Origin of the sequence: Mycobacterium sp. MOTT36Y (assembly GCF_000262165.1) — a bacterium.
Lineage (GTDB): Bacteria > Actinomycetota > Actinomycetes > Mycobacteriales > Mycobacteriaceae > Mycobacterium > Mycobacterium intracellulare.
The window spans coordinates 2,110,554-2,134,798 of sequence record NC_017904.1 but is presented as its reverse complement, the minus strand read 5'-3'; the positions used below and the strand labels follow the sequence as shown (position 1 = coordinate 2,134,798).

Genomic DNA, 24,245 nt, shown 5'->3' with positions numbered 1-24,245 from the left:
TTTCGAAAGCTCAGCCGTTCCTGTGCAGGAAGCCGTGCAAGATGGCCTGGATGAGTTCGTCGACGATGGTCTCCCTCGGCGGCGGCTCGGCGCCGAAGTAGGTCGAGCGCAACGCCGCCATGCCGGCGATCATCGCGACCGTCGAGTGGGCGGGGAGGTCGGGATGGTCCGAGCGCAGCCCGCGCAGGTGCATGCCCTCGGCGCTGATCTGCCCCAGCGCCGTGACGGCCTGCCGGATCTCGGCGATGCCGGCGTCGGCCTTTTCCTCCTCGGACAGCGCCTCGGATGCCATCAGGGTCAACAGCAGGCCCTGATGCTCGACGAACACGTCGTAGAGCTGCCCGACGAACCGGCGCGCCAACTCCTCCTCGTCGGTCTCCTCCGGGACGACCGACTGCCAAGTCTGGCGGAACTCCTCGACGAAATCGGTGAAGGGCAGGACGAGCGCCTCACGGAACAACGCCGCCTTGGAGCCGAAGTGGCGAAACAACAGATGCTCGGTAACGCCTGCGGCCTGGGCGATTTCGCGCGTCGTCGTGCTGCGGTAGTCCTGGCGGGCGAAGCGGGCCCGGGCGGTGTCGAGCAGCAGCTTGCGCGGGGCGCCGCGGGGCCGGCGCACCGAGGCCGACGCCTCCGCCGCGCCGCGTTTCGTGCCGGACGACCGCTGGGCCACGTCACTGCCTCCTCACCTGATGGTTGACTCCCTTTAGGATAGTAGGCACTATCTAATCAGTCGAGCTCGAATCGGAAGGGATTGCGACTGTGGGCGCTGTCATCATGCTGGGCACGCTGTTCGGCTTGATCGTTGTGATCTTCGGGCTGGTGCTGCGCTTCGACCCGCAGGCACGCCGGAGTCAAGGGGCCGACCGGTGAGCTCCCAGATGACGCCGGTGATGCAGGCGGCCAGCGATTTCGCGCTCGTCGGGGGCATCACGTTCACCGCCCTCGGGATCTATCTGAGCGTGCGCCAGCGGCGCGTGCACCCCCTTCTGCTGCTGTGCATCTCGGCGATGTCGTTCTCGTGGATCGAGGCCCCCTACGACTGGGCGATGTACGCGCAGTTCCCGCCGGCCATCCCCCGGATGCCGTCGTGGTGGCCGCTGAACATGACGTGGGGCGGGCTACCGCTGTTCGTTCCCGTCGGCTACATCTCCTACTTCGTGCTGCCGGCCGTGACCGGCGCGGCCCTGGGCCGATGGGTGGCCACCCGGTTCAACTGGCGCAGACCACAGACGCTGTTGGTGGTCGGACTCATCGTCGGCTTCTGCTGGGCGCTGTTCTTCAACGGGTTCCTGGGCGCCAAGCTCGGCGTGTTCTACTACGGCCGCGTGATTCCCGGGCTCGCGATCCGTGAGGGGACCCTGCATCAGTACCCGCTCTACGACTCGCTGGCGATGGGCATCCAGATGATGCTCTTCACCTACCTGCTGGGCCGAACCGACGCCCACGGGCGCAACGTCATCGAGATGTGGGCGCAGAACAGGTCGAAGAACCGCGTCACCTCCTCGATCCTGTCCGTCGTCGCCGTGGTCGTCATCGGAAACGTCCTCTACGGCGCCGTTTTCGCGCCCCACCTGGCGACCAAGCTGGGCGGCTGGGTGACCACCGAGCCGCCGGCGGGCGAGCTGTTCCCGGGCGTCCCGAACCAACCGCGCTAGCGACGAACGTGGAGTTGTGGCGCGGAATCGCGACCATTTCGCGCCACAACTCGACGCTCGGCACGGAAGAATTACGACGGAAAATTACGACAGAGCCTCCGGGAGCACGACCTCGCCCACCCGCTTGAGATAGGGCCACGCGATCTCCGGTGGCAACCCGCCGCACAGCGGCGACAGGTTGAGCACCTGACCGGCCTTCACCCGCGAAACCGCCTCGGGGACAGAGATGATGACGTGCGACGTTCCGGTCTCGCGCAGCTCGTCGACGGTGTTCACGTGCGAGAAGCCGGCCGTCGTCTCGTCGCCGGGGTTCCACGCGGCGTAGGTCCGCACGTCGTGCAGCAGGTGGTCGCCGAGCTCTTTCCACGCCCGATCGACGTCGTCGGCGACGAACACGACCGACGGGGTGTTGCGGTCGGGAAACATGGTAGGGCCCGGCGTGTGGCCGTGCTCGCGGCAGGCCTCCTCGTAGGCCTCCCGGATGCCCGGCGCGTTGGCGTTGCCCAGCATGCCCAAGCCGTACCTGCCGGCCCGGCGGGCCGCCGCCAGGGTTCCCCCACCCCACATCAGTCCGGGACCGCCGGGGGTCAGCGGGCGCGGCGTCACGGTGATCCGCCGCCCGTCCTCGATCACGGTTTCACCGGCGAGCAGTCGCCGCAGCAGCGCGAGTTTCTCGTCGCAGACGCGACCGCGCTTCTTGATGGGCACGCCGAAGTGCTCGAACTCCTCCGGCCGGTACCCCAGCGCCAAGATGTACGACGCCCGCCCGTTGCTGATGATGTCGAGGACCGCCATGTCCTCGGCGAGGCGCACGGTTTCGTAGAACGGCAGGATCAGGATCAGGCTCAGCGCCAGGCGCTGGGTGCGCGCCGCCACCGCGGAGGCCAGCAAGAACGGTGAAGGCAAATACCCGTCCTCGGAGCCGTGGTGCTCACACAGCACGGCGGCAAGACCGCCGTGCTCCTCGGCCCAGGCGGCCATTTCGGGCGCCGCGGCGTACAGATCGGTTGGGGCCGCGGCCCATTCGGGATCGCGCATGTCGAAGCGCAGTGTGTACACGGCAGACTCCTAGGTGGCCTAATCTTGGTGATGCACGTTACACCTTCACTCGAAGGCGTAAAGCGGCAGCGTCATGGGAATGTCCAGCGAGCTCAGCAGGCCCGCGGGTGCGGTGACCACGTACGGGATCGCGTTGACGACCCGCATCGCCGTCGACGCCATGGCGGCGTGCCCGGCGCCGTGGCCTGCGGCCTCCCCCATCCTCATCTCGCAGTGGACGTCGGGATCGCCGTCGATGTCGACCCGATAGGTGGCGTCGGACTCCGAGGTCGGCCAATCGGGTGCGACGTCGCGGGCCATCCGGATGACGTGTTCGATCACGATGGCCTCGCGACCGTTCACCACGCCCGCCGCCCGGGTCCGCACGGCGCCGGTGGTGCCCGCCTTGATGGTGCCGAATGCCACCTCGATGTCGCGGTCGGTCAGCCGTCGGTCCAGGGAGCCGCGCACCTCGTCCACCTCGACCCCGAGGCCGCCGGCGATCAGGTATATCGGTGCCTGCCAAGCCATTTCGATGAAGCCGGGGGTGGCGAGCATCGGCTGGAAATCTAGCGGGTGGCCGAATCCCATCCCGTTCATCATCACGTCGGCTACCGGGTAGTGGTCGTTGAGCGCGACCTCGCTGGCCGTGATGGTGCGGATGCGCTTCGACTGCGTCGTCATGAGCAGCACGAGCTGATCGGAGGCGAAGCCGGGAAAGATGCCCGACACGTAGAACGAGGCGCCGCCGGCGGTGGCCGCCGCCTCGAGCTGGTCGCGCCAGTCCGGGGCGAAATACGACGGGGGGTGCACCAGGCTGGTCGACGACGTCGACACGACGTTGATGCCGGCCTTCAGCAGCCGCACGTAGTCGGGCACCGCCACCCCGTCGCGCTCGGGCCCGCTGGCCGCATACACCACGCAGTCCGGTGCCAGGGCGATCAGGGCGTCGGCGTCGTCGGTGGCCGTCACGCCGAGCGGGTCGCCGCCGGCCAGCTCGCCGGCGTCTCGACCGACCTTGTCCGCCGAATGTACCCATACCCCAACGAGTTCCAGATCCGGGCGTCGGCGGACGGCGTCGATCGCGACCTTGCCGACGCCGCCGGTGGACCACACGACAACCCTCATAGCTCTGCTCCTCACCTGTCCTGCGGCCGAGGGTGAATCCTGCGACGCGACACGCCGCCACGGCGTCGTGGAATTCACTCTCGCGGCCCCGCTGAATCGTGCGCCTGGGCGGCGGCGGCCGCGGCGCGTTCGAGATAGGGCCAGGCAACGTCGGGGGCGATGCCGCCGCACAGCGGGGTCTCGGCCCACGCGCACATGTCGACGACCGCCGCGTACAGATCCGCGGGTGGCGCGCCGAAACCGGGGGCGCGCATGTCGAACCTGAGCGTGAACATCAGCGCCCGCCCGCGCCCTGCCGAAAAATGCCCGCCGCACAGCGACAACGTGGTCCCGAATCGTCGCCCGGAGGCGGCAAAAACTCGGATTCGGCCCTCACCGCTGCAGAGTAACCTAAAATTTGTTCGTTAAGATAGTGCCTGCTTTCTTAAACCTGACCGCTCGGACCAACCGCGCGCGTCGCGAACACACGAAAACCGCGGCGGCCGTTGGTCTTACACCGGCGGCTGATATGGACTTGAGGAGGAACGAGATGACGACCCATCGCGTGGTGGTGTGGGCGATCGGAGGCATCGGCTCGATCGCCATCCGCGCCCTCGCCCGGCGCCCGAATCTGGACCTGGCCGGCGTCTGGGTGCACTCGGACGACAAGGTCGGCAGGGACGCGGGCGAACTGGCCGGCGGGGAGCCGATCGGCGTGGCAGCCACCAACGACGCCGACGCGCTGATCGCGCTGAAGCCCGACTGCGTCATCTACGCGGCCAGCGGCCCGGAACGCGACGCGCTGGCCATCCCGGACTACGTCAAGCTGCTCGAAGCCGGGATCAACGTCGTGACGACCAGCACCACGCGGCTGGTCAACCCGCACGCCTACGAACCCGCCGAGTGGCGCGACCAACTGGTCGCCGCCGCCAAGCGAGGCCAGGCATCGCTGTACGCGTCCGGGATCGAGCCGGGCTTCGCCGCCGACTACCTGCCGCTGGTGCTGTCGACCCAGTCGTCGGTCATCGAAAAGATCCACTCGTTCGAGATCGGCCTCTACGACGATTACGGCGTTCCCGACATCATGAGCGACGCGCTGGGTTTCGGCCGACCGCTCGACTACCAACCCTGGATTGGCTTTCCCGGCGCGATCGCCGGCGAATGGCAGGGCCAGATCCGGTTGATCGCCGACGCCCTCGGGGTCGAAGTCCAGGAAGTCCGCGAGAGTTTCGATCGCGCGGTCACCAACCGGACGCTGGAAGTCGCGATGGGCACCGTCGAGGCCGGAACCTGTGGCGCGCTGCGGATGCAGGCGATCGGGGTGGTCGACGGCCGCGAGGCCATCGTCATCGAACACGTCACCCGGCTCGCCCACGACGTCGCGCCCGACTGGCCCATCGGGATCGGCGACCTGTCCTATCGCGTCATGATCACCGGCGACCCCGACCTAGACTGCACCCTGGCGGCGACGCTGCGGGATCCCGGCCGGGCCGGGATCGCGGGCATGACCTCGGGGGCGGGCGCGATGGTCGCCACCGCGATGCGCGTCGTCAACGCGGTGCCGTATGTCGTTGCCGCGGAGCCGGGATTGCTCAGCTCGGTCGACCTGCCGTTGACGATTCCGAAGCACGCGTTCGCCACATAATCTGCCCGAGTGACTTTTAATCCCTTCGAGGAGCTCACGCTCGAGCAGTTGCGGCTTCGCACCAGCATGAAATGGCGGGCGCATCCCGCCGACGTCCTGCCGCTGTGGGTCGCCGAGATGGACGTGCACCTGCCGCCGACGGTGGCCGAGGCGCTGCGCAGGGCCGTCGACAACGGCGACACCGGATACCCGTGCGGCACGGCCCTGGCGGAGGCGGTCAGCGAATTCGCGGCGCGGCACTGGGACTGGGACGACCTGGAGGTGGGCCGCACCGCGCTCGTCCCCGACGTCATGCTCGGCATCGTCGAGGTGTTACGTCTGGTCACCGATCGCGGTGACGCCGTCGTCGTCAATCCCCCTGTGTACGCACCGTTTTACGCGTTCGTGGCGCACGACGGCCGCCGGGTGATCGAAGCGCCGCTCGCCGAGGGGCGCATCGATCTGGGCGCGTTAGCGGAGGCCTTTTCCCGGGCCCGCGCTACGCACGGGAACGTGGCCTACCTGTTGTGCAATCCGCACAACCCGACCGGCGCGGTGCACACCCCCGAGGAGCTGCGCGCCGTGGCCGAGCTCGCGCGCGGATACGGCGTCCGCGTGGTGTCCGACGAGATCCACGCGCCCGTCATCCTGCCGGGATCGCGGTTCACCCCCTTCCTGACCGTCCCCGGAGCGGAGAACGCCTTCGCCCTGACGTCGGCGTCCAAGGCCTGGAATCTGTCCGGGCTGAAGGCGGCGGTGGCGATCGCCGGGCCGGAGGCGGCCGCCGACCTGGACCGGATGCCGGAGGAGGTCGGTCATGGGGCCAGCCATCTCGGCGTCATCGCGCACGCCGAGGCGTTCCGCAGCGGCGCCGACTGGCTCGACGCGACGCTGTCCGGCCTCGACGCGAACCGGAAGCTGCTGGGCGAGTTGGTCGCCGAGCAGCTGCCCAGCGTGAAATATCAATGGCCACAAGGCACTTACCTGGCGTGGCTGGACTGCCGGGCGCTCGGCATCGACGAAGAGGCAAGCGATGGCCTCGCGGTGGTCGCCGACCTGTCCGGACCCGCCCGCTGGTTCCTCGAGCACGCCCGGGTGGCGCTCAGCTCCGGCCACGTGTTCGGCACCGGCGGAGCCGGGCATGTGCGGCTGAACTTCGCCACCTCGCGCGCCATCCTCACCGAGGCCCTGTCGCGCATGGGCCGCGCCCTCGCCGGCGCTGGGTAGCGGCGCGGGGCTATGCGGAGATTTCTTCGGTCCCGCGCCCCAAGTTGCGGAACCCCTCGGCGGGCTCCCGCATGCCCATGGTGAACGGCAGGGTGTTGAACTCCAACTTCATCGTCGCGCCAAGCCGGCGCAAGAAACTGCGCTCGGACTCCACGGCGGGAACCTGCAACGACGCGAGGTCGATGTAGTGCGTCGACGTTTCGCCGATGCCGTCGAACACGTGCACCATGGGTGTGCACAGCCCACGCATCGACTCGTCGAGGCATTCCGCGACGGGATCGGTCATGAGCACGTATTCGGCTACCGGCACCATGTTTTTCAGCATTCGGTGCACCAGGATTACATCGAAGCCGGCCAGCTCGACATGGCGCTTCACCTTCTGATCCGCCACCTCGCCCACGTGCACGACGAACTTGAGCGACAGCTTCTCCAGCTGCGCGCAACTCGCGCACTGGCAGGCGATGTCGTTTTTCATCCGCTCCCGTCGCTCCAGGAACGACGTACGCATCCGTGACAGCCGCTCGCACACCACCACTTTGGCGTTGGTGTCCGGTGCCCAGAAGAACGCGGCGTCGCCCTCGAGCTTGGCCAGCTTCAACCCCTTGGCGGCGTTGATGACCGACTCCAGCAGGCCCGCGACCGTCAGCTGGGCGTGGGCAAGGTGCGTCCGGTTCCACTGCATGTAGTGCGTGTAACCACCGATGTCGGCTATGAGCAGAACCGCGCGCCGAATTGCCATGAATAAGCCAGTTTAATGGCCGGCGCGGCCCAGCTCAATGAATCTCCCACTAGACGAATGCGCTTCGGCGAGAGAGGCTAGCAGAGGTGCCGGTTCACCGGAGGAGCTGATATGCATGTGCTGCGAACCCCGGACTCCCGTTTCGAAAACCTGGAGGGTTACCCGTTCGTAGCGCATTATCTCGACGTCACGGCAAGCGACACCCGGCCGCTGCGCATGCACTATCTCGACGAGGGGCCGATCGAAGGGCCGCCGATCGTCCTGCTGCATGGCGAGCCCACGTGGAGCTATCTGTACCGCTCCATGATCACGCCCCTGACCGACGCCGGGAACCGCGTGCTGGCACCCGACCTGATCGGTTTCGGCCGGTCGGACAAGCCCAGCCGCATCGAGGATTACACCTACCAGCGGCACGTGGAATGGGTGGTCTCGTGGTTCGAGCACCTCAATCTCACCGATGTCACGTTGCTCGTGCAGGACTGGGGATCGTTGATCGGCCTGCGCATCGCCGCCGAACAGCCCGACCGCGTCGGGAGGCTGGTGGTGGCCAACGGTTTCCTGCCCACCGCGCAGCGGCGCACCCCGCCCGCCTTCCATGCCTGGCGCGCCTTCGCGCGCTACTCCCCCGTGCTGCCGGCGGGCCGCATCGTGGGCGCCGGGACCGTCCGCCGGGTGTCGTCGAAGGTGCGGGCCGGGTATGACGCCCCCTTCCCGGACAAGTCATATCAGGCCGGGGCCCGCGCGTTCCCCCGGTTGGTCCCCACCTCGCCCAGCGATCCGGCGATTCCGGCCAACAGGAGGGCGTGGGAAGCGCTCGGGCGCTGGGAGAAGCCATTCCTGGCCATCTTCGGTGCGCGCGACCCCATCCTCGGGCAAGCGGACACCCCGCTGATCAAGCACATCCCCGGCGCCGCGGGCCAGCCGCACGCCCGCATCAACGCCAGCCACTTCATCCAGGAGGACCGCGGACCCGAACTGGCCGCACGCGTCCTGTCGTGGCAGCAGGCCTTGCTCTGAGAGACCCTTATGCGCAGCGGCTCTTGCGGGGGCGGGCGCGGTGGGATCGGCGCGCCACGGCAACGCTGAAGAAACTGTACCGGCCGATGACGATCTTGTAGGATGATAATCCCTGCACTGGCAACGCTTCGTACGTAAAGCGTTGCGGCGCAAACAGTCCAGTACTCGAGGAGCCGACGTTGCCCAAGCCGCCGAGCGAACATCACTCCGGCATTGCTGAACTCGACGAACGAATCCCGTTTCTCCTCGCGCAACTCGGCGCCCATATCAGCAGCGACTTCCAGCGCCGGCTTTCGTCGATAGGGGCCGACCCGCGCACGTACGCAGTTCTGCTGGCACTCGCTAGTGCCGACGGCCAATCCCAGCGTCAGCTCTCCGAACGCCTCGGGATCCACCGCAATGCCATGGTTGTGGTCATCGACCAGCTTGAACAGCGAGGACTCGCAAAGCGGTTACCGCGCCCCGAGGATCGGCGCGCGGTCGCTGTCACGCTTACCGCCAAGGCCCGCCGCCTGCTGCCCGCGCTGCATGAGCAGGGCCGCGACCTCGAGAACGAAATAGCCGCGCCCCTGTCTGCGAAGGAACGCGCCACGCTGCGCCGCCTCCTTCAGCGCGTCGCCGCTGGGGCAGGGCTCATTCCCGGAGTTCATCCCCAACTGGCGTGATTGCCGGTCATTGACCGATCGGCGGGCGCGACGAGGCAATGCGCTCGTCGGCCGCATTCCCTAACCCATACGGCGCGAAGTCACGACACCGTGCTGCCGGCGCGCTGCAGCGCGGCTTCAGTCTCCCTACATTCAGTCTGGCACCGTGCATAATCGTCATGTACCGTGATAATCACTAGTCGTGACAAATTGGGAAGTGAACGATGAAGACGGTCATCTTCGGAGCCAACGGGCCGACTCGACTCGGCTTCCCTCGGGCGCATCGTGGTCATCTCGACGACCCAGTCCACCCCGACCCTGTGGCAGATGGTACGTCGAGAGGCACTGTCGGCCAAAGACTCTGACTCGATACCGACGAGATGAATCCCCCGAGGAGGGCACGGTGCACACCGCATATTTGATCGTGACATTCACTGCGATCGCCTTCGATGGATTCTCGGGTATCGCGGCGCTGGTTCACTTCGCGCCGATTCTGCCGGGGATGGCGAGCGCGGGCGTGCCGGTGTCGTGGTTGAGGTTTCCTATCGGCACCCTGAAGACATTGGGAACCCTGGGACTCATCGTGGGCCTGTGGATACCGGCAATAGGCATTGCCGCCGCTGCGGGGTTGGTCATATTTTTCGTGTGCGCCGTGTACACCCACGTGCTGGCCCACGACATCACGGGCCAGATGATGTTCGGCGGATTCCTGCTGGCGCTCAACTGCGCCGCCCTCGGCGTGGCGATTGCAGCACACCCGGCGGTCCTGTGAACACCGGTGGACGACGCCCGGCCATGCGGGGACCGCTGCTGTTGGCGCGTGCCAGCACCGCATCGATGGTGGTGCTCGCGCTCGCGCAGGCCACTTTGGCGGGCAATTTTCTCGGCGGCCAGTACGACGCGCTGATGCTGCACTCGCTCGGGGCGAAAGCGATCACCCTCACCTCTGTGGTGCAAGTCGCTATCCTCGCCTGGATCTGGCGTCTCGGCGGCCCGCGCGGCGCGTTCTTGGGCGGCATAGCGCAGACGTTGTTGCTCGTCGCCGAGTTCGCCGCAGGCGAACTGCGACTGACTGCCGTACACGTTCCGCTGGGCGTCTTGCTCGTCGTCGGGATTGTCCAAGTGGCGACGGTGATTTGGCGTACCCCGTTGCCGGCTCGGCGCGCCGTCGACGGCGAGGTGGCATCGTGAAGCGGCGCACCCTGCTGCGCGCCGGCTTGCTCACGGCGGGCGTCGGTGTCGCAGGAGCGGGATGGCCCGCGGCGCAGCTGGCGCTGGGTCCCGCCGAGCCGGGCAAGCTGCTGCGCAGCCAGGTACCGCTGCCGCCGCTCTACCAGACGCGGTTGCCGATCCCAATTCAGCTGGCCCCCGTCGCCAGCGACGCCACGAGCGACTATTACGAGATCACCCAGCGCGCCGCCGACCTGCCGATACTGCCCGGCCTGACTACGCCCGCCTGGACCTATGGCGGAACCTTTCCCGGTCCCACAATCGTCTCCCGGTCGGGACGGCGCACCGTGATCCGCCACCGCAACGCGTTGCCCGTTCCCGTTGCTGTGCACCTTCATGGCGGCCATACCCCGCCCGACAGTGACGGTTATCCGCTCGACCTGATCGAACCACAGGGCCCGAAGGTCACTCCCGGTGACGGCGGCATGGCGGCGGGAATGTCACGCAATTCCGTTGTCGGGCAACGCGAATACGTCTACCCCATGCAGCAACGCGCGGCGACGTTGTGGTATCACGACCACCGAATGGGCTACACCGGCCAAGCCGTCTGGCGTGGGCTCGCGGGATTTCACCTCGTTCACGACGATGAGGAGCTGGCCCTCCCACTGCCAAAGGGTGATCGCGACATCGCGCTGATGATCACCGATCGATCGTTTGCCGCGGACGGCTCGTTCCAGTACCCGCTCGCCGACAGCGGTGAGGCCGCCGCCTCCTATATGAACGGTGTGCTCGGCGACGTCGTACTGGTCAACGGCGCGCCATGGCCCGTGCTCGACACCGATCCCGCACGGTATCGATTCCGAGTACTCAACGCCTCCAACGCCCGCCGCTACCGATTGCGGCTCGACCCGCCGCCACCCGAAGGACCGCCGTTCGCCCAGATCGGAAGTGACGGTGGGCTTCTGGCCAGTCCGATCACGCACGACGCGATCGACATCGCGCCGGCCGAACGCTTCGACGTCGTCGTCGACTTCTCCCGCTACCGTCGCGGCACCCGGGTACGGCTCGTCAACACCCTTGGCGCACAGTCCACTACGGAAGTCATGCGCTTCGACGTCCTCGGCACCGACCGCTCGGACGAATCAAGCATTCCCGAACGGCTCAGCGAAAGCGTTGCGCCCCTGGATCGGAGGCGTGCCACGACCACCCGCACCTTTCTGTTCGGACAAGGCCGGGCCGGTGTGTGGACGATCAACAACAAGCCCTACAAGCCCGGCACTCCGGTTGCGACGCCGCGCATCGGCGATGTCGAAGTCTGGCGCTTCATCACCGACATCCGGCATCCAATCCACGTCCATCTCAACCCGTTTCAAGTCCTGTCGCGCAACAACAAGCCGCCCGGGCGCTTCGATCACGGTTGGAAAGACACCGTCGACGTGGCCCCGGCCGAAGCCGTGGAAGTGATCGTGCGGTTCACCGACTATCGCGGAACCTATCTGGTCCACTGCCACAACCTCGAGCACGAGGACATGGCCATGATGGCGGACTTCGTCACGGTCTAGCGGTCCCCTGGACGTAGGCCGGCGCGGCCGGTCAGCCGGTAACCGCGAGTACGGCTTCCGCGAGCTCGGGACGGCACACGACGAGGTCCGGCAGCTTCGGGTCCGGCTGGTTGTAGGCCAGGGCGGACCCGTCGATGCGGGAGGTGTGCAGCCCCGCGGCGCGCGCCACCGCCACCGGGGCGGCGGAGTCCCATTCGTACTGCCCGCCGGCGTGCACGTACACATCGGACAAGCCCTGGACGATCGACGCCACCTTGGCGCCGGCCGAACCCATTTCGACCAGAACGCCGTCCAGGGCGTCCCGGACGTTCAGCGCGATGGCGGGCGGGCGGGTGCGCGAGACCACGATCCGCGGCTTGCCCGGCGCCGCCGGAGGCGACGCGATGTCGGGGGTGGCGAACGTGATGCCCTGCGCCGGCAGCGCCACCGCCCCGGCAACCAGCTCGCCGGCCTCCCACAACGCGACGTGCACCGCCCAGTCGTCGCGCCCGAGCTCGGAGAACTCCCGCGTCCCGTCCAGCGGATCGACGATCCAGACGCGCTCCGCGCGCAACCGCACCGGGTTGTCGGCGCCCTCCTCGGACAGCACCGCGTCCCCGGGGCGCTCCGCGGCGAGCGCCGCCATCAGAAAGTCGTGGGATCGCTTGTCCCCCGCCGCTTTCCGTTCGCTCGCTTCCGCGTCGGCGAACTCTTGCCGGACCCCGAGCAGCAGCTGGCCCGCGTCGGTGGCCAACCGCGCGGCCAGGTCATGGTCATTCATCGGCGTCTCCACGGAATCCTCGATAAGTTGGCAGCGATGACCAACTTTACCCTGAGATGCCGTCGCAGGGTGCCACCCCCGACCAGAAAGTGGTCCGTAATCTGGTGGATGTGAGCGGCAACGCCAACGTCCCTACATCGAGGCGGTTGCGGCACATCTCGCGGGGGCGTTTGATCGCGATCGGCATTGCGGCGGTCGTGCTGGTCGGGGTTTTGGCCGTCGTGGGGGTGCGGGTAACCGAAGGCAACCACAGCGCGACGGGTCCCACCACCAGCCCACCGCCGTCGGCACCGGAGAGCTTCGCCATCCCCGGCTGCTACAACCCGTCCGTCCCTCCGGTCGCGCGTCCCAAGAAGCTCAACGTTCTGGGGTGCGCCAGCGTGGCGGTTGCGCTGCAGGACATGTCGTGGAACTCCTGGGGACCGCAGGGCGCCGACGGGACCGGCACGGCCGTGTTCAAGCTCTGCGACCCGAATTGCGCGACGGGATCTCAGCTGACCGAGCCGGTGGTGGTGCACGCGTGGAATCCACAGCCGCCCCGGCGCGAAGCCATCTGCCAGGCCGGCCTGGAGATTTTCGCCGACATGATCCTGGCCTTCCCCAAAGACGTCCCGCCGCCGTCCGTGCAGCAGATGAACACGCAGTACGACGGAAAACCGGCCGTGCACTTTGCCAACTACGCCAGCGGCGACACGCGGGGCACCCAGTTCATCGGCTACACGTTCTGTAACTAACGACGCTAGACCTGATGGCGGCGACCCGCTGTGCCGCCCTCGCGATCGCCGCTAGACCTCGATGACGACAGCGCCGCCCTGGCCGCCGCCGGCGCACATCGCCGCGACGCCGATGCCGCCGCCGCGGCGGGCCAGCTCGTAGGCCAGCGTGGTCACCATGCGCGCGCCGGAGGCCGCGATCGGGTGGCCCAGGCTGCAGCCGCTACCGGAGAAGTTCACCTTCTCCTCGTCGAGGCCGTATTCCCGGCACGCCGCGATCGGCACGGACGCGAACGCCTCGTTGATCTCCCACAGCGCCACGTCGCCGGGCGACAACCCGGCGCGCTGCAACACCTTTCCGATGACCTTGACCGCACCCAGGCCGCAGTCCCGTGGCGGCACGCCCGCGGCGGCCCACGCCCTGACCGTGCCCATCACGTTGAGCTTCTCCGCGTCGGCGTACTCGCGGTCGACCAGCGCGACCGCGGCCGCGGCGTCGTTGGTGCCGCTGCTGTTTCCCGCCGTGATCGAGAAGCCCTCGATCTCGGGGTGCAATACCTTGAGGCCGGCCAGCTTTTCGACGGTGGTGTCACGGCGGGGGTGCTCGTCGACGGCGAACTCGATGACCGAACCGTCCGCCTGCGAAATCTTCAGGGGCAGGATCTCATCGACGAACTTGCCCGCGTCCTGGGCCGCGACGGCGCGCTGATGCGAGCGGGCCGCCCACGCGTCCATCTCCTCGCGCGTGATGCCGACGGTCTGGGCGGTGTTCCAGCCGACCGTGATCGACATGTCCTTGGCCGGCGCGTCGGGCGTCTCGACGTGCGTCGGCGGCATCCACCGCTCCTCGAACTTCAGCTCGGGTCCGGGGATGCGCCAGTTGGTCAGCGGCGTCATCGACAGCGACTGCACGCCGCCGGCGATCAGCACCCGCTCCATGCCGGAACCGATCTGCGCCGCCGCGTTGCCGATCGCGGTGAGGCTGCCCGCGCAATGCCGGTTGACCGATTGACCGGGGACATGCTCGAGGCCGGTCGCGGTGGCCGCATACCGAGCGAGATCGCCGCCCCCGTAGTGGGATTCGGCGAAAATGATGTCGTCGATGGCGGCCGGGTCCACACCGGACCGGCGCACCACCTCGGGAAGCACCGCGGTGATCAGCGTCTCGGGTGGCGTGTTGACGAGCGTCCCCTTGAAGGAACGGCCGATCGCCGTTCGGACGGCTCCAACGATGACGGGTGTACCCATGTTTTCAACCTCGAGCGGTCTGGCGGCGTTCAGTCGCGGCGAATCGTTTCAAATACTGTATAGGCAATAGTATTGGTCTAAGTTCGGTGGGGGCCGGTCTGTGACCGCGCTAACAATTAAGCGGTTAGTACACGTTCAGGAGGCCTCCGCGTTGAAAACCAAAGGCGCCCTGATCTGGGATCTCAACGAACCCTGGGTGATCGACGAGATCGAGATCGGCGATCCCCGCCCCGGCGAGGTGACGGTCCGGTTGGAGACGGCCGGGTTGTGCCACTCCGACCACCACCTGCTGACCGGTGACTTCCCCATCCCCTGCTTCCCGGTGCTCGGCGGGCACGAGGGCGCCGGGATCATCACCGAGGTCGGCGACGGCGTCGAGCACCTGGCCGTCGGCGACCACGTGGTCATGTCGTTCATCCCGTCCTGCGGCAAGTGCACGCCGTGCCAGACCGGGCTGCGCAACCTGTGCGACCTGGGCATGGGGTTGCTGTCGGGTCAATCGGTGTCCGACGGATCCTTTCGGGTCACCGCGCGGGGCCGCGACGTCATCCCGATGTCACTGCTGGGGACGTTCGCGCCGTACGCGGTGGTGCACCAGACCTCGGTGGTCAAAATCGATCCCGCGATCCCGTTCGACGTGGCCTGCCTGGTGGGCTGCGGGGTGACCACCGGCTACGGCTCGGCGGTACGCAGCGCGGCGGTCGCACCGGGTGAGGACGTCGCCGTCATCGGCATCGGCGGCGTCGGCGTCGCCGCGCTGCAGGGCGCCCGCATCGCCGGGGCCCGACGGATATTCGCCGTCGATCCCTACGAATGGAAGCGCGAGCAGGCGCTCAAGTTCGGCGCCACAGCGGCTTTCGCGGACGTGGGCAGCGCCGCGGCCGGCATTGCCGAGGCGACGCGAGGCATGATGTGCCGCAAGGTAATCGTCACCGTGGGCCACGTGGAGGGCAAAGACGTCGAGTCGTGGATGGGGCTGACGGCCAAGGGCGGGGTATGTTGCCTCACCGGCATGGCCAGCGTGATGGCCAACGATGTCACCCTCAACCTCGCCGGGCTCTCGCTGCTGCAGAAAAGCTTGCAGGGCAGCATTTTTGGTGGCGGCAATCCCCAGTACGACATCCCGGCGATCCTCGAGTTGTACACGCTGGGGCAGCTCAACCTCGACGACATGGTCACGCGCGAGTACACCCTCGAGCAGATCAACGACGGCTATCGCGACATGCTCGAGGGGCGCAACATTCGCGGCATCATCCGCTACACCGACGCGGACCGCGCGTAGGCCCTGGCCGCAATGGGCACAATGTCTGCATGACAACGAGACCCCTCGCCGGCCGTGACGCCACCCAGCAACTGGCCTTCCGTGTCGCGGCGATGCTGCTCGGGATCGGCACCCTGCACTTCGTGGCGCCCAAACCGTTCGACTCGATCATCCCCGTCGAACTGCCCGGCAGCCCGCGGCTGTACACCTACGGGTCGGGAGTGGCCGAGCTGGCGATCGGGGCGCTGCTGGTGCCGCGACGCACCCGGCGAACCGCCGCGCTGGCCGCCGTCGCGCTGTTCGTCGGGGTCTTCCCGGGCAACGTCAACATGGTCCGGTTGTGGTGGGACAAGCCGTGGGCGATGCGGATCGTTGCCCTGGCCCGGCTGCCGCTGCAGATTCCCATGATCACCACCGCGCTCAGGATCCGGCGCGAGAGCTGACGCGCGCGTCGCGGCATCACCGCTTGTTGACCACGGCCGTCACGTAGGGAGCTCTGGCGCCGCCCGGAGAGGATGACCGCAAATGCCCACCTCCGAGCGACAACCGCGCGGGGTGGTCCGGTGTTGGGCCGGTGTCCCGCCGCTCTCGCTCGGATTGTCGCTCGGAGGTGGGCATTTCGTGTGTCCCCCGGCGGAGGGACGCGTGTTGCGTCTGTGACCGGTGCGCCACGAAGCCGGCGTGGCGGCCCCGGATCAGGTCAGCGGCGAGCCGACCCGGTGCGCGGTGCCGTCGGGATCGACATAGGCGAACTCCCGCAATCCGTAGGGCGTGTCCTGCGGCGCGATCAACCGGCCCTCGAGATTCTCCAGCGCGGACCACTCGGCGTGCAGCGCGTCGGCGTCGCTGACGTAGAAGTACACGCTCGCGGCGGTGCGCAACGGGTCGTGTTCGTCCCACTCGGTGAGGTGCAGCGACACCGACCCGCGGTCGACGAAGCCGTAGCGGTCCGGGCCGTCGTACGCGCGGGCGTCGAACCCGAGCCGCCGGTAGCGGTCCAGGGCGACGTCGAGATTCCGAACGGGGACGATCGGCGCGACGGACGCGAAGTTCACTGCGGACACCCCGCGAAGATAGCCCCTCGCGCCGAACCGGCGCGCCGCGGCCGGCGCTGTCGTATGCTCCACCGCAAACGACCCCTGAGGAGTCGGCTCAAGCAGGAAGGGCACCCACCATGCGCCAGCTAACTGCCGCCGTCGCCGCCGCCGGGATGCTCGTCGCGGGTTGCGGTGACAGCAACGCGGGTGACACCGCCGCGCCGTCGGGCACGACCACGACGGCTTCGCCGAAGACTCCCCTCGAGAAGGCCGCGCTGCCCGACCTGATGCTCAGCCCCGACGACATCGACAGCGCGCTGGGCACCCGGGGGACGACGAGCGACCCGCCGTTCACCAACCTCGGCGAGGACCCGGTGCACCGCACCGACTACACCTTTCCGCCCGAATGCAAGTACACGATCCACGCCGGGTTGGCGTCCGAATACGCCGACAGCGGGAGCACCGGCGTGTACGGCTACCACGACCTCGCACCCACGCCTCCGGGGGCCAATCAACTGGAAGCCCCTGACGTCTACCAGTTTGTCGTGTTGTTTCCGTCCCCCGAGCAGGCGAACGCGTTCTTCACCACGTCGTCGCAGCGCTGGCCCGCCTGCGCCAACCGCCAGGACACCGTCCCCGCCGACGGCACCCACCCCGAGCTTCAGTGGAAGGTGGGGCAGGTGTCCAACGCCAACGGGGTCTTGAGCACCGTGGTGAACGTGGCCGTCAACGGGGACGGCACGGCCGTCACGGTCCCCTGTCAGCGGGTCCTGACCGCCCGCCGAAACGTCGTCATCGACGTCGACGCGTGCCGCAAGGATGTCGGGGACTTCGGCGTCAACATCGCCAATCAGATCGCCGCGAAGGTCGACAAACAGTAGCGGACCCCGATGCTCGACGGCCCCAATAGCCTTCTGCCGTAACTCTATTGGCGGTCCCGGATCCGGCGCGCCACCTCGCCGTAGCGCTCGAAGCGGTCCTGGTCGGCCACGGAGTTGTACATCACCAAACGCGTTGCCATGCCGGCGTATTTGTCGATCAACGCGTCGGCCAGGCCGTCCCAGCTGGACTCGGTGGCGAAGACGGCGATGTGGTCGTCGCTGACCTGGGCGGCCATGCCGGCGAAGTCTCCGGCCTTCTGTTTCTCGCGGATCCGGGCGGTCGTGCCCTCGAAACCGGCCTCGTCCCAGATGAACGCGTAGTTGGGCGTGCTTCCGTAGAACGCCATGCTGGCGCGCACGACTTCGCGCTGCTTGTCGCGCTCCTCGTCGCTGTCACCGACGATCGTCATGACGGGCACGATGATCGCGAGGTCCGACACCGAACGCCCGGCCTTGGCCGCCCCTTCGGCGACCGTCGGCAGGACGTGGCGGGCCAGGTATCCCGGTTCGCCGATCGGGTGGACGTGCACCCCATCGGCCACCTCGCCGGCCATCCGCAGCATCCACGGATTCACCGCCGCGATATCGACTTTCGGATCGGGAGCGCCGATGGGGCCCGGGCTCCACTGCGGGGTGATGAAGTCGAGATCGTAGAAGTCGCCGTGGTGGTCGAGCGTCCCGGAACGAAACGCCGCGAAACACGCCTTCACGGCGAGCAGGTAGTCGCGCAGCCGCGGCCCGGGCCGTTCGAAGGCCGTGCCGTAGCGCCGCACGACGTGGGTGCGCACCTGAGTTCCCAAACCCAGCCGGAACTTTCCCTCGGTCGCCTCCTGCAGTTCCCACGCCGCGGCGGCGGTGACGAAGGGGCTGCGCGGGAACGCCACCGCGACACCCGTGGACAGCTCGAGATCGGGCGCGGCCTGCGACGCGACCGCGGCGTTCAGGTAGGCGGTGCGGCCCGTCTCGGTGAACAACAAACCGGAGAAGCCGGCGGATTGGGTCCGGCGGGCAAGCTCGCCGATTTGAGCGAGCGGCTGGGGCGTCGTCATCGCGTCGACATGCATGGTGGGAGCCTACGTGGCCGGCCGCGCGCGACGATCGTTGATTCAGCGCTTCGTCGGCCGTCGGCTCACCGGGGCGGTAAAGCCTTCGGTGTCATCGAAGAAGGCCCACTGCCCGTCGTCGTTGACCTCCATGCGCCAGCCCAGCTCGGTGTTGCCGCCGACCGAGTGGACGAACCATGCGTGCGCGGCCTCGGCGTTGGCGAAATTCTTCGTCGCGACCACCCGCCCATGCGGGTCGATGACGCGGAACTCAGCCATGGGACCTAATTATCCCCGCCCGCGGCGTTTCAATCCGAAAAACTTCGGCATCCGCCGCCCAAGCCCGGCCTACACCGTGCGGGCCAACCGATCGGCCAGCATCTCGGCAAACCGCGCCGGATCGTCGAGCGCGCCACCCTCGGCGAGAAGCGCTGTGCCGTAGAGCAATTCGGCGGTCTCGGCGATGGACGGGTCGTCGCTGCGGTCCTGGTGTGCCTGGCGAAGGCCCGTGACCAGCGGGTGGTTCGGATTGAGTTCGAGGATCCGCTTGCCCACCGGGATGTCCTGCCCCGAGGCGCGGTAGAGGCGCGCGAGCGCGGGCGTGATCCCGAACGCGTCGGTGATCAGGCAGGCGGGCGAGTCGGTGAGCCGAGTGGAGAGCCGAACCTCCTTGACGTGATCGGCGAGGGTGTCCTTCATCCAGGCGAGCAGATCGGCGAATTCCTTCTGCTGCTCTTCGCGCTCGGCCTCGCTCTCGTCCCCCTCGGCGCTCAGGTCCACCTCTCCCTTGGCGATCGACTGCAGCGGCTTGCCGTCGAATTCGGTCACCGTTCCCACCCAGACCTCGTCGACCGGGTCGGTGAGCAGCAGCACCTCGTAGCCCTTGGCTTTGAACGCCTCGAGATGCGGCGACTTCAGGATCTGCTGACGCGTCTCCCCCGTGGCGTAGAAGATCTGCGTCTGGCCGTCCTTCATGCGCTCCACGTACTGGGCGAGCGTGGTGGCTTCCTCCTCGCTGTGCGTCGAGGCGAACGAGGAGATCTGCAGCAGCGTCTCCTGGTTGTCGAAGTCCGACAGCAGACCTTCCTTGACGACCCGGCCGAATTGGGTCCAGAAGGTCCGATAGTCGTCGGGGCGCTCGGACTGCAGATCCTTGATGGTGGACAGGACCTTCTTCGTCAACCGTCGCCGGATGGCCTTGATCTGCCGATCCTGTTGCAGGATCTCGCGAGAAACGTTGAGTGACATGTCCTGCGCGTCGACCACACCCTTGACGAAGCGCAGGTATTCGGGCATGAGCTGGTCGCAGTCGCCCATGATGAACACGCGCTTGACGTAGAGCTGGATGCCGGTGTGGGCGTCGCGGTTGAACAGATCGAACGGCGCGTGCGACGGAATGAACAGCAGCGCCTGGTATTCGAAGGTGCCCTCGGCCTTCATCGCGATGACCTCGAGCGGGTCGTCCCAGGCGTGCGCGATGTGCTTGTAGAACTCCTTGTATTCCTCCTCGGAGACCTCGTCTTTGGGCCTGGCCCACAGGGCCTTCATCGAGTTGAGGGTCTCGGTCTCGATGGTGACGGTCTCCTCGCCGCCCTCCTCGCTGGCCGGTTCCCGGCGCTCGACCTGCATGCGGATAGGCCAGGCGATGAAGTCGGAGTACTTCTTGACCAGACCGCGGAGCTTGAACTCCGAGGTGTAGTCGTGCAGCTCGTCCTCGGCGTCTTCGGGCTTGAGGTGCAGGATGACCGACGTCCCCTGCGGCGCATCGTCGATCGATTCGATCGTGTACGTGCCCTCGCCGCTCGATTCCCATTTGGTGGCGTCGCTCTCGCCGGCCTTGCGGGTCAGCAGTTCGACCTTGTCGGCCACCATGAAGCTCGAATAGAAGCCGATGCCGAACTGGCCGATGAGTTCCTCCGACGCGGCCTCGTTCTTGGCGTTCTTGGCCTCGCGGAGTTGCTGGCGCAGCTCGGCGGTGCCCGACTTGGCCAGCGTCCCGATCAGGTCGACCACTTCGGCGCGGGTCATGCCGATGCCGTTGTCGCGGATGGTCAGGGTGCGCGCCTGGTGGTCGACGTCGATCTCGATGTGCAGGTCGGAGGTGTCGACGTCGAGGTCCTTGTTGCGGAACGCTTCGAGCCGCAGCTTGTCCAACGCGTCGGAGGCGTTGGAGATCAGCTCCCGCAGGAACGAGTCCTTGTTGGAGTAGACGGAGTGGACCATCAGATCCAGCAGTTGCCGAGCCTCTGCCTGAAACTCCAACTGCTCGACGCGCGCGTTCATGACTTCTCCTATATCTCCTTTCCAGGGCCGGACGGTCTCAAATTTACCGAGCCGCCGGCCGTCGGTGTGTGGTGGACCCGTCCTCTTCGGGGGTGACCGGCTCTACGCTGAACCCATGTCTGTTGCTCAACGCGAACGCGCCGCCCTGGTGGACACCATGCGCGAGGTCGGTCCGGACGCTCCCACCCTGTGCGAGGGCTGGACGACGCGGGACCTGGCCGCCCACCTGGTGATCCGGGAGTATCGGCCCGACGCCGCCCCGGGCATCCTGATCCCGTTCTTCGCCTCCCACACCGCCAAGGTGCAAAACCAGGTGAGCGAGCGAAACGAGTGGGACGAGCTGGTCGGCAAGGTCGCCGCCGGCCCGCCGGTCTACTCCCCGCTCAAGCTGCTCGACCCGGTCGCCAACGTCGCCGAGATGTTCATCCATCACGAGGACGTGCGCCGCGCGCAGCCGGGCTGGCAGCCGCGCGCGCTGGAGCCCGCGCTGAGCACGATGCTGCGCCGCACCCTGCCGCTGATGGCCCGGATGACGCTCGCCAAGGTGCCCGCCCGGGTGGCGCTGCGCACCCCGGAGGGCAAGACGTTGCTCACCGCCGGTCAGGGTCCGGCGGTCACGGTGACCGGCGCGCCCGCCGAGCTGTTGCTGTTCTCCGTCGGGCGCGCGGCGCAGGTCGAGTTCGACGGCGACGCCGCGGCCGTGCAGGCGGTTCGCGACGCGCCCAAGGGGTTATAGCATCGCGCCGCGGGCGTAACGCCACGGCGAAAAATTCAGCGGAATCTCGCCGTGGCGTTACACGTGCGCGAATAGGGAAGGTCAGCCAAACGCCGCGCGCAGGTCCTTTTTGATCACCTTGCCGAATTGATTGCGCGGGAGCGCGTCGACGACCACGAGATGTTCGGGGTGCTTGTAACGGCTCAGCCCCCGCGATTGGCAGTGTTGCACAAGAGATTCCAGCGTCACACCGTCGGCGGTGGCGGGCACCACGACGGCGCAGACGCGTTCGCCGGTGCGCGGGTCGGGGATCCCGATGACGGCGACGTCGGCGACGGCGGGATGGGTCGCGAGCGCATTCTCGATCTCGAGGGCGGAGATGTTCTCCGCGTTGCGGATGATCGCGTCTTTGGTGCGACCGGTGACGCGGACGTTGCCGTTCGCATCGATCAGGCCGAGATCGCCTGTGCGCAGCCACCCGTCGTTGTCGAAAGCCTCGGCGTCCAGCGAAGGATCGGCGTAACCGAGGAAACATTGGGGGCCCTTGAGTCGCAGCTCCCCCTCCTGGCCGGCGCCCAGTTCGACCTCGTAGTTGTCGACCACGCGAACCTTGACCCCGGGCACCGGCGGGCCGACGGTGTGGTCGAGCACCTCCGGCGGGGCGGTCAGGGGCGGCGAAGTCGCACACGGAAACTCGGTCATCCCCCACGCGTTGGCGATCCCGGCGATGCCGAAGGTCTCCCGGACCTGCCGTCCGAGTTCGGCGGTGATGGGCGCGCCTCCCGCCAGGCCACCCCGCACGGACGGAAACAACGGCCGATCACCGTGGGCGCGTTGGGCTTCCAGGAACGCCACGAAGAACGGGGTGGCGGTGCCCAGGAACGTCGGGTTGTGGGCGGCGATGGCCAGCGGCGTCGTCGCGGGGTCGAACGACGCGAACAGCGCCAGCCGCATGCCGGTCAGCAGGGCCGTCGCCAGCATCGCCGCCCCGCCGATGTGAGCGATCGGGAAGGCGATGGGGTCCACGTCGCTGCTCGTGGCCCCGACCATGCCCACCACCCCCGCCGAGCCGGCGATGACCGAGGTATCGGTGTGGCGGATCCCTTTGGGGTCCGCGGTGGTCCCGGAGGAGTAGTAGACCCAGCGGGCGTCGTCGGCCGATCGTGGGGGCGCGGGCAGGGAGCCGTGGTGGGCGCCGGGCAGCCGCAGCTCGCCGGACGGAGGCGTTTCCAGGTCGAGGGTGATGACCTCAAAACCCTTGTCCCGCGCCAACTCGCGGGCCAGGCCGCCATGGTCGAAGCCACGCCAAACGTCCGGTGCCACAAGGAATTCGGTGTTCAACTGGCCGGTGATGAAGCCGACTTCGCTCTCGCGCAGCAACGGGATGATCGGGTTTTGCACCGCACCGAGCCGGGCCAGCGCGGACATCACCACCAGGGTTTCCAGCGTGGTGGGCAGCTGCCAGGACACCACGGTTCCCGCGCGGACACCCCGTTCGGCGAAGGCGGCGGCGGTGGCGCACGCGGCGTCGCGGAGCTGGCGTGCGGTCAGGCTGCGACCGTGCTCGTCGGCGAGGAGCGGCCGGTCCGATCCACGTTGCGCCGCATCGGCAATCAACGCCCAGAACGTGCCGGCGCCAGCCAACGTCAGCGCACCGTCGGGTCGGTGGGGGGCGGGCGAAATCCCGAGTGCGCGACGGCGACCGACACACCGGTGCCGATCGGGCCCTTCTCGTCGACGAGTACCGCGGAGCCGCTGGCCACCCCGTCGTGGCTGTGGTGCGTGAGGGAGGCCAGCCCGATCTGCGGTCCCTCGGGCAGCCGGGTCAGCGTCAGCGTGTAGTCGACGTTGATGAATTCCAGGGAGTTGGTGCCCCAGTTGGCGATCGAGGCCGTGATGTCGCCCGCCATCGCGGCGCGGGTGAAGGCGGACAGCGGTTCGTCGTCGATCAACGGGCGGTTCTCGTGCAACCAGGTGTATTTCGGGCCGTCGGTCTGGGGCCAATCCGGCTCGGGGTTCTGCACCTCCGAGCCCCAGCCGTAGGTGCGCATGAAAAGCGTCGGGGAAGTCTCACCCAGCGGCATCGGCGGCATCTGTACCGGCGGTGACCAGATGTGTCCGTCGGGCTGGGGACCGCGCCGCACGAACAGCGCGCTGGCCTGTGCCACGGGGGCGCCGTCCTGGATGATGACGGCCTCGACCAGCCGCAAACGCCGCCGGTCCTGGCGCACCTCGGTGTGCACCTCGAGCGGTTTGAGCGCGGTCGGCCGGGGCAGGTCGACGGTGAGCCGGGCCGGTTGCAGGTGCGCGTCCGGCGCGGCCCGCTCGACCGCCCACGCCAAGAGTCCGCCGACGACGTGGCCGCTGAGCGATGGGCCCCAGCCGCCGCGCGCGATTTGTGTTGGTACGAAATGCTTTTCGTCGCGCACGAAATACGGCGCCGGTTCCGCCCATTGGGCTTCATCCGGAACGAAATTGGGCTCGGCCACTGCATGACCCTTCGTGTGAGGGGATCGCG

Annotated in this window: 25 protein-coding genes and 1 pseudogene; 13 read left to right on the top strand and 13 right to left on the bottom strand. The window is 67.8% G+C overall.

Annotated elements, in window-relative coordinates; all coding sequences use genetic code 11:
• Positions 1 to 10: 10 nt before the first annotated feature.
• Complete coding sequence (locus W7S_RS09875) at positions 11 to 673, bottom strand: TetR/AcrR family transcriptional regulator (protein ID WP_014711414.1); 663 nt, start codon at positions 671 to 673, stop codon at positions 11 to 13.
• Between the two features lie 196 nt (positions 674 to 869).
• On the opposite strand from W7S_RS09875, the gene W7S_RS09870 reads away from it, so the two are divergent.
• A complete protein-coding gene (locus tag W7S_RS09870; protein ID WP_014711413.1) occupies positions 870 to 1,658 on the top strand; it encodes a spirocyclase AveC family protein in 789 nt (262 codons plus the stop codon).
• A gap of 84 nt (positions 1,659 to 1,742) precedes the next feature.
• Here the strand turns inward: W7S_RS09870 and W7S_RS09865 are convergent, their stop codons facing one another.
• From W7S_RS09865 to W7S_RS27290, 3 genes and pseudogenes are all read right to left on the bottom strand, one after another.
• Positions 1,743 to 2,717 carry an LLM class flavin-dependent oxidoreductase gene (locus W7S_RS09865; protein ID WP_014711412.1) on the bottom strand — a complete coding sequence of 325 codons (975 nt, stop codon included), beginning with the start codon at positions 2,715 to 2,717 and terminating at the stop codon, positions 1,743 to 1,745.
• Between the two features lie 45 nt (positions 2,718 to 2,762).
• Positions 2,763 to 3,824, bottom strand: coding sequence for a dihydrodipicolinate reductase (locus W7S_RS09860; protein WP_014711411.1), 1,062 nt, complete (start codon positions 3,822 to 3,824; stop codon positions 2,763 to 2,765).
• Positions 3,825 to 3,979: 155 nt separating this feature from the next.
• Positions 3,980 to 4,099, bottom strand: a pseudogene (locus W7S_RS27290) (LLM class flavin-dependent oxidoreductase); the annotation flags it as partial.
• 254 nt (positions 4,100 to 4,353) lie between these two features.
• Here W7S_RS27290 and W7S_RS09850 point away from each other — a divergent pair.
• Both W7S_RS09850 and W7S_RS09845 read left to right on the top strand, forming a co-directional pair.
• Complete coding sequence (locus W7S_RS09850; protein WP_014711409.1) at positions 4,354 to 5,448, top strand: dihydrodipicolinate reductase; 1,095 nt, start codon at positions 4,354 to 4,356, stop codon at positions 5,446 to 5,448.
• A gap of 66 nt (positions 5,449 to 5,514) precedes the next feature.
• Complete coding sequence (locus W7S_RS09845; protein ID WP_369751748.1) at positions 5,515 to 6,654, top strand: MalY/PatB family protein; 1,140 nt, start codon at positions 5,515 to 5,517, stop codon at positions 6,652 to 6,654.
• Positions 6,655 to 6,664: 10 nt separating this feature from the next.
• On the opposite strand, the gene W7S_RS09840 is transcribed toward W7S_RS09845, so the two are convergent.
• On the bottom strand, positions 6,665 to 7,393 hold the full coding sequence (locus tag W7S_RS09840) for a DUF2652 domain-containing protein (protein ID WP_014711407.1): 729 nt from the start codon (positions 7,391 to 7,393) through the stop codon (positions 6,665 to 6,667).
• Between the two features lie 111 nt (positions 7,394 to 7,504).
• Here W7S_RS09840 and W7S_RS09835 point away from each other — a divergent pair, with 111 nt between their 5' ends.
• From W7S_RS09835 to W7S_RS09815, 5 genes are all read left to right on the top strand, one after another.
• Positions 7,505 to 8,410, top strand: coding sequence for a haloalkane dehalogenase (locus W7S_RS09835; RefSeq protein WP_014711406.1), 906 nt, complete (start codon positions 7,505 to 7,507; stop codon positions 8,408 to 8,410).
• A gap of 179 nt (positions 8,411 to 8,589) precedes the next feature.
• Complete coding sequence (locus W7S_RS26045) at positions 8,590 to 9,075, top strand: MarR family winged helix-turn-helix transcriptional regulator (protein ID WP_014711405.1); 486 nt, start codon at positions 8,590 to 8,592, stop codon at positions 9,073 to 9,075.
• 382 nt (positions 9,076 to 9,457) lie between these two features.
• Positions 9,458 to 9,826 (top strand): DoxX family protein, encoded by a 369-nt coding sequence (locus W7S_RS09825; RefSeq protein ID WP_008255734.1) that lies wholly within the window; start codon positions 9,458 to 9,460, stop codon positions 9,824 to 9,826.
• A 23-nt stretch (positions 9,827 to 9,849) separates the two neighbouring features.
• Entirely contained in the window at positions 9,850 to 10,245 is a 396-nt protein-coding gene (locus W7S_RS09820; RefSeq protein ID WP_014711404.1) for a hypothetical protein, read from the top strand.
• Positions 10,242 to 11,786, top strand: a complete 1,545-nt coding sequence (locus W7S_RS09815; RefSeq protein ID WP_014711403.1) for a multicopper oxidase family protein — start codon at positions 10,242 to 10,244, stop codon at positions 11,784 to 11,786. Before W7S_RS09820 ends, W7S_RS09815 begins: the two co-directional genes overlap by 4 nt.
• A 31-nt stretch (positions 11,787 to 11,817) precedes the next feature.
• Here W7S_RS09815 and W7S_RS09810 read toward each other — a convergent pair whose 3' ends face one another.
• Complete coding sequence (locus W7S_RS09810) at positions 11,818 to 12,546, bottom strand: 3'(2'),5'-bisphosphate nucleotidase CysQ (protein ID WP_014711402.1); 729 nt, start codon at positions 12,544 to 12,546, stop codon at positions 11,818 to 11,820.
• Positions 12,547 to 12,716: 170 nt separating this feature from the next.
• Here W7S_RS09810 and W7S_RS09805 point away from each other — a divergent pair, with 170 nt between their 5' ends.
• On the top strand, positions 12,717 to 13,280 hold the full coding sequence (locus W7S_RS09805; protein ID WP_014382325.1) for a hypothetical protein: 564 nt from the start codon (positions 12,717 to 12,719) through the stop codon (positions 13,278 to 13,280).
• Between the two features lie 51 nt (positions 13,281 to 13,331).
• Here W7S_RS09805 and W7S_RS09800 read toward each other — a convergent pair whose 3' ends face one another.
• A complete protein-coding gene (locus tag W7S_RS09800; protein WP_009952300.1) occupies positions 13,332 to 14,507 on the bottom strand; it encodes a thiolase family protein in 1,176 nt (391 codons plus the stop codon).
• Positions 14,508 to 14,658: 151 nt separating this feature from the next.
• On the opposite strand from W7S_RS09800, the gene W7S_RS09795 reads away from it, so the two are divergent.
• Entirely contained in the window at positions 14,659 to 15,789 is a 1,131-nt protein-coding gene (locus W7S_RS09795; RefSeq protein ID WP_014711400.1) for an NDMA-dependent alcohol dehydrogenase, read from the top strand.
• A gap of 29 nt (positions 15,790 to 15,818) precedes the next feature.
• Entirely contained in the window at positions 15,819 to 16,211 is a 393-nt protein-coding gene (locus W7S_RS09790; RefSeq protein WP_014711399.1) for a membrane protein, read from the top strand.
• Positions 16,212 to 16,463: 252 nt separating this feature from the next.
• Here W7S_RS09790 and W7S_RS09785 read toward each other — a convergent pair whose 3' ends face one another.
• On the bottom strand, positions 16,464 to 16,823 hold the full coding sequence (locus tag W7S_RS09785) for a VOC family protein (RefSeq protein ID WP_014711398.1): 360 nt from the start codon (positions 16,821 to 16,823) through the stop codon (positions 16,464 to 16,466).
• 119 nt (positions 16,824 to 16,942) lie between these two features.
• Here W7S_RS09785 and W7S_RS09780 point away from each other — a divergent pair, with 119 nt between their 5' ends.
• Positions 16,943 to 17,686: a sensor domain-containing protein gene (locus W7S_RS09780; RefSeq protein WP_014711397.1), complete on the top strand. Its 744-nt coding sequence runs from the start codon at positions 16,943 to 16,945 to the stop codon at positions 17,684 to 17,686.
• A gap of 44 nt (positions 17,687 to 17,730) precedes the next feature.
• Here the strand turns inward: W7S_RS09780 and W7S_RS09775 are convergent, their stop codons facing one another.
• The 3 genes from W7S_RS09775 to htpG all read right to left on the bottom strand — a co-directional run bounded on the left by W7S_RS09775 (position 17,731) and on the right by htpG (position 21,012).
• On the bottom strand, positions 17,731 to 18,750 hold the full coding sequence (locus W7S_RS09775) for a TIGR03617 family F420-dependent LLM class oxidoreductase (protein WP_014711396.1): 1,020 nt from the start codon (positions 18,748 to 18,750) through the stop codon (positions 17,731 to 17,733).
• Positions 18,751 to 18,792: 42 nt separating this feature from the next.
• Entirely contained in the window at positions 18,793 to 19,008 is a 216-nt protein-coding gene (locus W7S_RS09770) for a hypothetical protein (protein WP_008255723.1), read from the bottom strand.
• A gap of 69 nt (positions 19,009 to 19,077) precedes the next feature.
• On the bottom strand, positions 19,078 to 21,012 hold the full coding sequence (htpG, locus tag W7S_RS09765; protein WP_014711395.1) for a molecular chaperone HtpG: 1,935 nt from the start codon (positions 21,010 to 21,012) through the stop codon (positions 19,078 to 19,080).
• Between the two features lie 115 nt (positions 21,013 to 21,127).
• On the opposite strand from htpG, the gene W7S_RS09760 reads away from it, so the two are divergent.
• Positions 21,128 to 21,748, top strand: coding sequence for a TIGR03085 family metal-binding protein (locus tag W7S_RS09760; RefSeq protein ID WP_008255721.1), 621 nt, complete (start codon positions 21,128 to 21,130; stop codon positions 21,746 to 21,748).
• A gap of 81 nt (positions 21,749 to 21,829) precedes the next feature.
• Here the strand turns inward: W7S_RS09760 and W7S_RS09755 are convergent, their stop codons facing one another.
• Together W7S_RS09755 and W7S_RS09750 are read right to left on the bottom strand one after the other, a co-directional pair.
• Positions 21,830 to 23,371 carry a class I adenylate-forming enzyme family protein gene (locus W7S_RS09755; protein ID WP_008255718.1) on the bottom strand — a complete coding sequence of 514 codons (1,542 nt, stop codon included), beginning with the start codon at positions 23,369 to 23,371 and terminating at the stop codon, positions 21,830 to 21,832.
• 2 nt (positions 23,372 to 23,373) lie between these two features.
• Positions 23,374 to 24,216 (bottom strand): thioesterase family protein, encoded by an 843-nt coding sequence (locus W7S_RS09750; protein ID WP_008255716.1) that lies wholly within the window; start codon positions 24,214 to 24,216, stop codon positions 23,374 to 23,376.
• Between the last annotated feature and the right edge of the window lie 29 nt (positions 24,217 to 24,245).

Bases quoted from the DNA above. Each gene is read 5' to 3' on its own strand.
- W7S_RS09780 (WP_014711397.1), top strand. From the start codon at position 16,943: ATGCGCCAGCTAACTGCCGCCGTCGCCGCCGCCGGGATGCTCGTCGCG.
- htpG (WP_014711395.1), bottom strand. From the start codon at position 21,012: ATGAACGCGCGCGTCGAGCAGTTGGAGTTTCAGGCAGAGGCTCGGCAA.
- W7S_RS09860 (WP_014711411.1), bottom strand. From the start codon at position 3,824: ATGAGGGTTGTCGTGTGGTCCACCGGCGGCGTCGGCAAGGTCGCGATC.
- W7S_RS09790 (WP_014711399.1), top strand. From the start codon at position 15,819: ATGACAACGAGACCCCTCGCCGGCCGTGACGCCACCCAGCAACTGGCC.
- W7S_RS09760 (WP_008255721.1), top strand. From the start codon at position 21,128: ATGTCTGTTGCTCAACGCGAACGCGCCGCCCTGGTGGACACCATGCGC.
- W7S_RS09770 (WP_008255723.1), bottom strand. From the start codon at position 19,008: ATGGCTGAGTTCCGCGTCATCGACCCGCATGGGCGGGTGGTCGCGACG.
- W7S_RS09845 (WP_369751748.1), top strand. From the start codon at position 5,515: ATGAAATGGCGGGCGCATCCCGCCGACGTCCTGCCGCTGTGGGTCGCC.
- W7S_RS09850 (WP_014711409.1), top strand. From the start codon at position 4,354: ATGACGACCCATCGCGTGGTGGTGTGGGCGATCGGAGGCATCGGCTCG.
- W7S_RS09800 (WP_009952300.1), bottom strand. From the start codon at position 14,507: ATGGGTACACCCGTCATCGTTGGAGCCGTCCGAACGGCGATCGGCCGT.
- W7S_RS09840 (WP_014711407.1), bottom strand. From the start codon at position 7,393: ATGGCAATTCGGCGCGCGGTTCTGCTCATAGCCGACATCGGTGGTTAC.
- W7S_RS09810 (WP_014711402.1), bottom strand. From the start codon at position 12,546: ATGAATGACCATGACCTGGCCGCGCGGTTGGCCACCGACGCGGGCCAG.
- W7S_RS09835 (WP_014711406.1), top strand. From the start codon at position 7,505: ATGCATGTGCTGCGAACCCCGGACTCCCGTTTCGAAAACCTGGAGGGT.
- W7S_RS09775 (WP_014711396.1), bottom strand. From the start codon at position 18,750: ATGCATGTCGACGCGATGACGACGCCCCAGCCGCTCGCTCAAATCGGC.
- W7S_RS09820 (WP_014711404.1), top strand. From the start codon at position 9,850: ATGCGGGGACCGCTGCTGTTGGCGCGTGCCAGCACCGCATCGATGGTG.